This window comes from Mesorhizobium sp. M7A.F.Ca.US.002.01.1.1 (assembly GCF_004022955.1).
Classification (GTDB): Bacteria; Pseudomonadota; Alphaproteobacteria; order Rhizobiales; family Rhizobiaceae; genus Mesorhizobium; species Mesorhizobium ciceri.
On record NZ_RZQE01000222.1, the window covers coordinates 1 to 9,385 of the forward strand.

The 9,385-nt window shown below is 64.6% G+C and carries 8 protein-coding genes, 1 pseudogene and 1 riboswitch; of the genes and pseudogenes, 5 read left to right on the forward strand and 4 right to left on the reverse strand.

What is annotated here, in order from left to right; translation table 11 throughout:
• The 4 genes and pseudogenes from EN932_RS20630 to EN932_RS20645 form a co-directional block, all read right to left on the reverse strand.
• Window positions 1–194 (reverse strand): annotated as a pseudogene (locus EN932_RS20630) (NADH-quinone oxidoreductase subunit D); the annotation flags it as partial.
• Window positions 195–797 carry an NADH-quinone oxidoreductase subunit C gene (locus EN932_RS20635; protein ID WP_127370116.1) on the reverse strand — a complete coding sequence of 201 codons (603 nt, stop codon included), beginning with the start codon at window positions 795–797 and terminating at the stop codon, window positions 195–197. It abuts the pseudogene before it with no gap.
• Window positions 798–801: 4 nt separating this feature from the next.
• Window positions 802–1,383, reverse strand: a complete 582-nt coding sequence (locus EN932_RS20640) for an NADH-quinone oxidoreductase subunit B (protein ID WP_013531090.1) — start codon at window positions 1,381–1,383, stop codon at window positions 802–804.
• Window positions 1,374–1,739, reverse strand: coding sequence for an NADH-quinone oxidoreductase subunit A (locus EN932_RS20645; protein WP_010910112.1), 366 nt, complete (start codon window positions 1,737–1,739; stop codon window positions 1,374–1,376). The genes EN932_RS20640 and EN932_RS20645 overlap by 10 nt, the downstream gene beginning before the upstream one ends.
• A 331-nt stretch (window positions 1,740–2,070) precedes the next feature.
• Between EN932_RS20645 and EN932_RS20650 the strand changes: the two genes are divergently transcribed.
• The 5 genes from EN932_RS20650 to cobG all read left to right on the forward strand — a co-directional run.
• Window positions 2,071–3,270 carry a winged helix-turn-helix domain-containing protein gene (locus EN932_RS20650; protein ID WP_127385421.1) on the forward strand — a complete coding sequence of 400 codons (1,200 nt, stop codon included), beginning with the start codon at window positions 2,071–2,073 and terminating at the stop codon, window positions 3,268–3,270.
• 30 nt (window positions 3,271–3,300) lie between these two features.
• Window positions 3,301–3,505, forward strand: a riboswitch (cobalamin riboswitch).
• A 38-nt stretch (window positions 3,506–3,543) separates the two neighbouring features.
• Window positions 3,544–3,972, forward strand: coding sequence for a DUF1636 family protein (locus EN932_RS20655; RefSeq protein ID WP_013531088.1), 429 nt, complete (start codon window positions 3,544–3,546; stop codon window positions 3,970–3,972).
• Between the two features lie 2 nt (window positions 3,973–3,974).
• The gene (cobW, locus tag EN932_RS20660) at window positions 3,975–5,012 is read left to right on the forward strand and encodes a cobalamin biosynthesis protein CobW (RefSeq protein WP_128369025.1); all 1,038 of its coding nucleotides are present in this window, start codon (window positions 3,975–3,977) and stop codon (window positions 5,010–5,012) included.
• Between the two features lie 18 nt (window positions 5,013–5,030).
• A complete protein-coding gene (cobN, locus tag EN932_RS20665) occupies window positions 5,031–8,393 on the forward strand; it encodes a cobaltochelatase subunit CobN (protein WP_128369026.1) in 3,363 nt (1,120 codons plus the stop codon).
• Window positions 8,390–9,385: precorrin-3B synthase (gene cobG, locus EN932_RS20670; RefSeq protein ID WP_128369027.1), on the forward strand; the 996-nt coding region annotated here is incomplete at its 3' end. The genes cobN and cobG, both read left to right, overlap by 4 nt.

Sequence of the window (9,385 nt, forward strand, 5' to 3'; positions counted from 1 at the left end):
AGATAGGGCACCGCCTGCAGATAGGTTTTGGCTTCGATCAGCTTTTCGGTACCGCGATGCAGCAGTCCGATATGCGGATCGACGCGGTCGACGACTTCGCCGTCCAGCTCCAGCACAAGGCGCAAAACGCCGTGCGCCGCGGGGTGTTGCGGGCCGAAATTGATGTTGAAGTTGCGGACGGAGGTTTCAGCCATTTACTGCTTTGCCTTCTCGTCACCCGGCAGCACGTAATCCGTACCTTCCCACGGGGACAGAAAATCGAAATTGCGGAATTCCTGCTTGAGCTCGACCGGCTCATAGATAACGCGCTTGGCCTCGTCGTCGTAGCGCACCTCGACGAAGCCGGTCAGCGGGAAATCCTTGCGCAAGGGATGGCCTTCGAAGCCATAGTCGGTCAGCAGGCGGCGCAGGTCGGGATGGCCGGAGAACAAAACGCCGTAGAGATCGTAGGTCTCGCGTTCGAACCAGTCGGCGCCGGGATAGACGCCGGTGATCGACGGCACCATGGTTTCCTCGTCGGCCTGCACCTTGACGCGGATGCGCACATTCTGCTTCGGCGACAACAGGTGATAGACGACGTCGAAACGCTTGGCCCGCGACGGATAGTCGGCGCCGCAGACATCGATGATCGAGATGAACTGGCAGCGCGCGTCGTCGCGCAGGAAGGTCATCACCTCGACCAGATCGCGCGGCTCGACATGGATGGTGAGTTCGCCATAGGCGATATCAGCCTCGTTCACGCGGCCGATCAGCTTCTCGCCGAGATAGGTCGACAGTTCGCTCAGGGATGCGGTCATGGATTTACCGTTCGATCGTGCCGGTGCGGCGGATCTTCTTCTGCAAGAGAAGAATGCCGTAGAGCAGCGCTTCGGCGCTCGGCGGGCAGCCGGGCACATAGATGTCGACCGGCACGATGCGGTCGCAGCCGCGCACCACCGAATAGGAATAGTGGTAATAGCCGCCGCCATTGGCGCAGGAGCCCATCGAGATGACGTAGCGCGGCTCCGGCATCTGGTCGTAGACCTTGCGCAGCGCCGGCGCCATCTTGTTGGTCAGCGTGCCGGCGACGATCATGATGTCGGACTGGCGCGGAGACGCACGCGGCGCGACGCCGAACCGCTCCGAATCATAGCGCGGCATCGAGGTGTGGATCATCTCGACCGCGCAGCAGGCGAGGCCGAACGTCATGAACATCAGCGACCCGCTGCGCGCCCAGGTGATGAGCGCCTCGGTCGAAGTGACCAGAAAGCCCTTGTCGGCCAACTCGTTGTTGATCTCGAGGAAGAAGGGATCGTCCTCCCCCACCGGCCTGCCGGTGTTGGGATCGATGATGCCCTTGGGCTTCGGCGCGACGAGGGTGCCTGAACTGTCGTTCAATCCCATTCCAGCGCTCCTTTTTTCCATTCATAGGCAAAGCCGATGGTCAGCACCGCCAAAAAAACCATCATCGACCAGAAACCGAGCATGCCGATCTTCGAAAACGACACCGCCCACGGAAACAGGAAGGCTACTTCCAGGTCGAAGATGATGAACAGGATCGACACCAGGTAGAAACGGATGTCGAACTTCATGCGGGCGTCGTCGAACGAGTTGAAACCGCACTCGTAGGCGGAAAGCTTTTCGGGATCGGGATTGCGGTAGGCCACCAGGAAGGGCGCGGCCAGCAGCGCCAGGCCGACAACCAGCGCCACGCCTATGAACAGGACGATGGGCAGGTATGAGCTCAAGAGTGCGTTCATGCTCGGCTTTCCGTTGGCGCCAATCCACGTTGATTACAGCACCGGACCCTAATGCGGAAGCGTGACAGTTTAACCGCTGAACCGTTTTAAGGGCCTATGCTGCAACGCGGCGAGGGTTAGCGCAGCACTTCCAGCGAAGCAAGTCAAACCTTGTTCAAAACATCGACCTGGACGGCATATCGCGGCAAACTGGTCCGATCCGCTCCTGTTTGATTTCCTTCGCTTTTTACTCCACTTTTCCCTCCTGACATGGATGCCGCCAAAACCCTGCTAGCATGGGTTGGAATCAGCCATTCGACCCTCGGTCAAAACACGTCAAAGTGATACCTGCATGAAGGAAAAGATCTCGCTCCCGATGGCCCGGCGCATCGCCCTTGCCGCCCAAGGGTTCCTCGATCCTCGCCCGACCGGCACGCCCGACCGCCGGCATTTTGCCCGCACGCTCTCCCGCACCGGCCTGTTGCAGATCGATTCCGTCAGCGCGGTGGTGCGCGCTCATTATATGCCGCTCTATTCGCGCCTTGGCCCCTACCCGTTCTCGCTGCTCGACAACGCGGCCGTGACGCGCAAGCGCATGGTTTTCGAATATTGGGCGCACGAGGCCTCCTTCCTGCCGGTCGAGACATACCCGCTGATGCGCTGGCGCATGCAGCGCGCCGAGCGGGGCGAGGAAATGTATCTGGGTCTCGCCAAATGGGGCCGCGAGCACGCCGCCTACATCGAAGAGATCTACCGCGAGGTCGCCGAGCGCGGCCCGATCGCCGCTTCCGCGCTGGAGGGCCAGAAAGGTTCGGGCGGCTGGTGGGGCTGGAGCCATGCCAAACACGCCTTCGAATGGCTGTTCTGGGCCGGCCGCATCACCACGGCGCACCGCCGCGGTTTCGAGCGCTTCTATGACCTGCCCGAGCGCGTGCTGCCGCAGGCGATCCTCGACCTGCCGGTGCCGACGCCTGAGGACGCGCACCGCGAATTGCTGCGCATTTCCGCCCGCGCCCACGGCGTGGCGACTTCAGGCGATTTGCGCGATTATTTCCGCCTGTCGCCGGCCGATATGAAAGGCCGGCTGGAGGAACTGGTTGAAACGGGCGAGTTGCTGCCGGTGCGCGTCGAAGGGTGGGACAAGCCCGCCTATCTTCATAAAGACGCGCGTCTGCCGCGCAAGATCGAGGCCCGCGCCCTGCTGGCGCCGTTCGATCCTGTCGTCTTCGAACGCTCGCGCACAGAGCGGCTGTTCGACTTCCACTACCGCATTGAGATCTACACGCCGGCCGACAAGCGGCAATACGGCTATTATGTCCTGCCGTTCCTGCTCGGCGACAGGATCGTGGCACGCGTCGACCTCAAGGCCGATCGCCCGGCCAGCATACTGCGCGTCCATGCAGCCTATGCGGAGCCCGGTGCGCCGCCTGAAACCGCTGCGGAGCTGTTCGAGGAATTGAAGCAGATGCAGGGTTGGCTCGGGCTCGAACGCATCGAAGTGACGCCTGCCGGGGATTTGGGGCCGGCGCTGGCCGACATAGCGGTGTCGTAAGCTCGCGTTGACACCGCCGCCCGCAAAAGCCTAAATCCGGTTCCAGATGGTCCCTTGCCCGCAACGGCAAGGGCTAAGAGGGAATGCGGTGCGGGGCAAAATCCCAAATCCGCGGCTGTCCCCGCAACTGTAAGCGAAGAGCCAAGGCCGAAAACCACTGGGAATTCCCGGGAAGGCGGCTACCCAAGGCGATGACTCGCGAGCCAGGAGACCTGCCGTCTGCGACTGTAGAATCCGATCGCCCGGCGGGTTTCCGGGCAAGGAGCCCGATCTTTGGACCACGACAGCAGTTTTTCGGCTGGCACAGCGGATATTTCGTCCGGCCATGATGATGCCTTGGCCGGCGTCACCATCATCGTCTGCGGCTCCTGCCGCAATGAGACCGGCTCCGACGCTCATCCCCGCGCCGGCGAGTTGCTGACGGACGACACGCGCCGCGCCGCCGCTGGCGACGATATCCGCATCCGCAGCGTCGAATGCCTTGGCAATTGCAAGCGGCGCCTCAGCGCCGCGATCCTGCGCGACGGCTGCTGGAGCTATGTCTTCGGCGACCTGACCGCGACCAGCGGCGCCGACCTCGTGACAGGCGCAAAGCTCTTCGCCACCTCGAAAGATGGCCTGATCCCGTGGCGTGGCCGCCCCGATAGCCTCAAGCGCGGCCTCGTGGCCCGCATTCCACCCATCGACATGCTGAAGGATTGACCATGACCACTTCCGTATCCCGCGTTCCCTGCACCGTCGTCACCGGCTTCCTCGGCGCCGGCAAGACGACGCTGGTCCGCCATCTCCTGGAAAACGCCGGCGGCAAGCGCATCGCCATCATCGTCAACGAATTCGGCGACATCGGCATCGATGGCGAGATCCTCAAGGGATGCGGTATCGACACCTGCCCCGAGGAAAACATCGTAGAACTGGCCAATGGCTGTATCTGCTGCACTGTCGCCGATGATTTCGTCCCGGCGCTCGACCAAATCCTGTCGCTGACGCCGAAGGTCGACCATATCCTGATCGAAACCTCGGGCCTGGCACTGCCCAAGCCGCTGGTCCAGGCCTTTCAGTGGCCGAGCGTGAAAAGCCGGGTGACCGTCGATGGCGTCATCGCCGTGGTCGACGGACCGGCATTGGCCGAAGGCCGCGTCGCCAACGACATGGAGGCCCTCCAGGCGCAGCGCGCCGGGGACGAGACGCTCGACCACGACGATCCGGTGGAAGAACTGTTCGAGGACCAGATCGCCTGCGCCGACCTGATCATCCTGTCGAAGAGCGACCTGATGGACGCCGCCGGCACCGCCCGCGCCAATGCCATCATTGGCGAACACTCCGCCCGCGCAGTGAAGATCGTGCCGACCTCGCATGGCAAGGTCGATCCCTCCGTGCTGCTCGGGCTCGGTCTCGCCGTCGAGGACGACATCGAGAACCGCAAATCCCATCATGACGGCGCCTTCGACCACGAGCATGACGACTTCGACACCTTCATTGTCGACATAGCCTCGGTCGCCAATCCCGATGAACTGGCAAAACGCGTCGCCACCGTCGCCGAGGAAGAGAACGTGCTGCGTGTAAAAGGCTTCGTCGAGGTCGGCGGCAAGCCGATGCGGCTGCTGCTGCAGGCCGTCGGGCCCCTCGTCAATCATTACTATGACCGCGCCTGGACCGCGCAGGACGACCGCCGCTCGCGCCTCGTCGTCATCGGCCTGAAAGGGCTGAACCGCCCGGCGATCGAGCGTATACTCGCCGGCTGATTTCGGACACGGATTGCGATGCACATCCTAACCACGACATCCGCCTCGCTCGACGACCTCGCCGAGCCGGTCGATCTGCGGCAGACGCCGGCGGATATCGTGGCGCTGTCCTTCACCGACAGCGACCTCGCCGGACTGGCGGCGGCGTGGAGGACCGATGCCGACCGCCTGCCCTCGATGCGGCTGGCCGCACTGCGCGACCTGCGCCATCCCATGTCCGTCGACCTCTGGGTCGACAGCGTCGCCCGCCATGCCAAGATCATCCTCGTGCGCATCCTCGGCGGCTACGACTGGTGGCGCTACGGCTGCGACCAGCTTGCCTCGACCGCCCGCGAACGCGGCATAAAACTGGCGCTGCTGCCCGGCGAATGCCGCGACGAGGATCTGCGCCTGATCGAAGCCTCGACGCTGCCGCGCGAGGAGTTGGACGGCCTGCTCGACTATTTCCGCGAGGGCGGCCCGGCGAATATGAGCGCACTGGTGCGGAAATTGGCGCGGCTGGCGGGGTCGGATGCGGAAGTTATCGGCCCGGTGGTGGTGCCGAAAGCTGGTTTTTACGTGCCTGGATGTGGAGTTGTGGAGAAGCCGGACTTATCGAATGCTGGCGCTTACAACGTCAACGCTCCTATCATCCCCATCCTGGTCTATCGCTCGATGCTGCTGGCCGCCGATGTCGCGCCCATCGATGCGCTTGTTGAAGCGCTGCGGCAGCGCGGCATCGACCCAGTCCCGATCTTCGTCTCCAGCCTCAAGGACCCGGCATCCCTGGCATTCGTGCAAACAGCACTGACGGCGCTGAAGCCCGCCGCCATCATCACCGCGACCGCTTTCGCCTCAGGCGCCGAACCCGGCATCGAAACGCTGTTCGACCGCGCCGGCGTGCCTGTCTTCCAGGTCATCGTCGCCACCACCCGCCGCGACATCTGGCAAAACAACCAGCGTGGCCTGGCACCCGCCGACCTCGCCATGCATGTCGTGCTGCCCGAACTCGACGGCCGCGTCCTCGCCGGCGCCATTTCCTTCAAGGGCGAGACCGAGACCGATCCCGCGCTTGGCCACCGCGCCTTCGCCAACCGGCCGGAACCGGATCGCGTGGCGCAGGTCGCTGACCGCGTCGCGGCCTTCATCAAGTTGCAGGAGACACCCCGCGCCGGGCGCAAGCTGGCGATCCTGATCCCGGATTATCCCAGTGCCCCTGGTCGAACCGGCTATGCCGTGGGCCTCGACGTGCCGTCCAGCGTGCTCGCCATGCTGCATGACCTGAAGGAGCAGGGCTATGTGATTGAGGGGATTCCGCAGACGCCGCGTGGGTTGCTGGATTTGCTGGAAGCCAGCGATACTGGATTGGCCTTAGATAACTACATTGCCTTCTCGACGGAGTTGCCGACTGCGGCAATCACTGCGGTCGAAGCCGCTTGGGGCAAAGCGGAAGACGAAACAGGTTTGCGCGGAAGCTTCCCCTTCCGCGCCGCCACCTTCGGCAACGTCACCATCGCCCTCGCCCCCGACCGCGGCCGCTCCGTCGACCGCCGCGCCGACTACCACGACCCGACGCTGCCCCCGCGCCATGCGCTGATCGCCTTCGGCCTCTGGCTGCGCAAGTCGCTCGGCGTCCACGCGCTGGTCCATGTCGGCGCCCATGGCACGCTTGAATGGCTGCCGGGCAAAACCGTTGCTCTGTCGGAAAACTGCTTTCCGGAGATCGTCACCGGTCCCCTGCCCGTCATCTATCCCTTCATCGTCTCCAACCCGGGCGAAGCGGCGCAGGCCAAGCGGCGCATTGCCGCCGTCACCCTTGGCCATTTGCCGCCACCGCTGACCGGCGCCGGGCTGAACGAAAACCAGCACAAGCTCGAGCGGCTGGTCGATGAATATGCCCAGGCCGACGGGCTCGACCGTCGCCGCCGTGACCGACTGGCGAAACTGATCGTCGACACCGCGCAAAAAACCGGTCTCGCCTCCGAAGCCGGCGTCGCCACGACCGACGCGCCGGACGAGGCGCTGCGCCGCATCGACGCCTGGCTTTGCGATCTCAAGGATTTCGCCATCAAGGACGGGCTGCATATCTATGGCCGCGCTCCGGAGGATGAGCCCGACGCCATGCGCCGCCAGAGCGCTGAAGCCGAGAAGGCGGCGCTGCTTGCCGCGCTCGATGGCGGCCACGTCAAGGCCGGTCCGGCCGGCGCGCCTGCGCGCGGCCGCTCGGACGTCTTGCCCACCGGCCGCAATTTGTTCACCTCGGACCCGCGCACCATGCCGACGCCGACCGCCTATGATTTGGGCAGGGCAGCGGCGGAGGAAGTCGTGCGCGGCTACATGCAGTCGCATGGCGACTGGCCACGCTCGCTGGTCATCGATCTCTGGGGCTCGGCATCGCTGCGCACCGGCGGCGAGGAGATCGCTCAAGGCCTGGCGCTGATGGGCTGCCGGCCGCAATGGGATTTGGCCACCGGCCGCATCACCGGCATCGAAGTGCTGCCGCCGGCCACGCTCGGAAGGCCACGCGTCGATGTCACATGGCGCATATCAGGCCTGTTCCGCGACATGTTCCCGACCCAAATCGCGCTGATCGATGCCGCAGCCAACGCGGTTGCCGCGCGCGACGAGGACGATTCGGAAAACCCGCTCGCGGCCAAAACCCGCGCCGACGGCAAGATCAGCCCGCGCATTTTCGGCACCTCGCCCGGCACCTATGGCGCCGGCGTCGAGGATCTCATGTCCTCCGGCGACTGGAGCGCGCGCGACGAAATCGGCCGCGCCTATCTCGACGCTACATCGCACGCCTATGGCGGCGCCGGGGGCGAAGGCATCTCCGCGCCCGGCGTTTTCGAGGGCCGCATCGCCGAAGCCGATCTTCTCGTCCACACCGGCGACGACCCCGGCCGCGACATCCTCGAGGGCTCCGCCGATGTCGCCTTCATCGGCGGCTTTTCCGCAGCAGTTGCGGCGCTCGGTAGGAATGCCGACGTCATCGTGCTCGACACCACGGACCCGCAAAAGCCGAAGCCACGCTCGATCAGTGAGGCCGTAGCGCGCGTCGTGCGTGCCCGCGCCGTCCATCCACGCTTCATATCAGGCCAGATGCGCCACGGCCCGCGCGGCGCCTCCGAATTCGCCGAAACCGTCGACCGGCTGGTCGGCTTCGCCGAAACCACGCACGCCATTTCGGGAACGCTGATCGAGGCGGTTCATGATGCCTATCTAGGCGATCCCATGGTCCGCGCCTTCATCCTGCGCGAGAACCCCGCCGCGGCAAAAATCATTGCCGAACGCTTCCTGTCGGCGCGCCGGCGTAGTCTCTGGCATCCCTTGCGCAATTCCATCGACGACGAGCTCGCAGCCCTGATCGCCGAGGCAGAAGCACTTGGGGTGGCGGCATGAGCGCCTTCTCGCGCCGCGGCGCCTGTCCGGCTTTGTCGGCACCGATGCAAACCGGCGACGGCCTGCTGGTGCGGCTCAACCCGGTTGCTGGGGGAATGTCGCCAGAGTCGTTGATCGGACTAGCCGAATCCGCTTTGCGGCACGGCAATGGCATCATGGAAGTCACCGCGCGCGGCAGTTTGCAGATACGCGGCCTGACGGCGCAAAGTGCTGCGCTGCTGGCGGCGGAGGTCGATGCGCTTGATATCGCGGTTCGCACCGGCGTGCCGGTCGAGACCGGGCCGCTGGCAGGCATTGATCCGCAAGAGATTGCCGACCCCCGGCCGCTGGCTGAACGTATCAGGGCTGCGATCGAAGAAGCTGGGCTCGTACAGCGCCTAGGACCGAAGGTGTCGGTCGTTGTGGACGGCTGCGGGCAACTCACCATGGATGCGGTCACGGCCGACCTGCGGCTTGCTGCAACGCGCACCGATGCGGGAGTTCGGTGGCGGGTGTCTGTCGCGGGCGACGGGAGGAATGCGAGGCCGCTGGCGTTTGCCGATCAAGGTGCGGCGCGCGATATTGCCGTTGCAGCTCTAAGGATGGTTGCAGAGAAAGGCCGCGAGGCTCACGCAAGGGATTTATCGGAGAGGCAATTAGTGTCCCTGGCGGGTTGGCTATGCTCGACGAGTTTGCGCGAGGCGCCCCGATCTGTCCTGCCGGACATCTCCCCCTCAGGGGGGGAGATTGGCAGCTTCGACGCCGGCTTTTCCTTAACAACACCGGAGATTGGCGAAACCATCGGTGACGGCGCAATCTCCCCCCTAGAGGGGGAGATGTCCGGCAGGACAGAGGGGGGCGCCTCGCGCAAACCTATCGGCCTTTTCCCCTTAGCCGGCCACGCCACCGCCCTCGGCATCGCCCTGCCCTACGGCAGCATGCCGGCCGACAAGCTCATCAGCCTCGCCCAACACGCCCTCGCCCTCGGCACGTCAGAAATCCGCCTCGCCCCC

Coding starts and splice junctions, on each gene's coding strand:
- EN932_RS20635 (WP_127370116.1), bottom strand. CDS start 797: ATGACCGCATCCCTGAGCGAACTGTCGACCTATCTCGGCGAGAAGCTG.
- EN932_RS20640 (WP_013531090.1), bottom strand. CDS start 1,383: ATGGGATTGAACGACAGTTCAGGCACCCTCGTCGCGCCGAAGCCCAAG.
- EN932_RS20645 (WP_010910112.1), bottom strand. CDS start 1,739: ATGAACGCACTCTTGAGCTCATACCTGCCCATCGTCCTGTTCATAGGC.
- EN932_RS20650 (WP_127385421.1), top strand. CDS start 2,071: ATGAAGGAAAAGATCTCGCTCCCGATGGCCCGGCGCATCGCCCTTGCC.
- cobW (WP_128369025.1), top strand. CDS start 3,975: ATGACCACTTCCGTATCCCGCGTTCCCTGCACCGTCGTCACCGGCTTC.
- cobN (WP_128369026.1), top strand. CDS start 5,031: ATGCACATCCTAACCACGACATCCGCCTCGCTCGACGACCTCGCCGAG.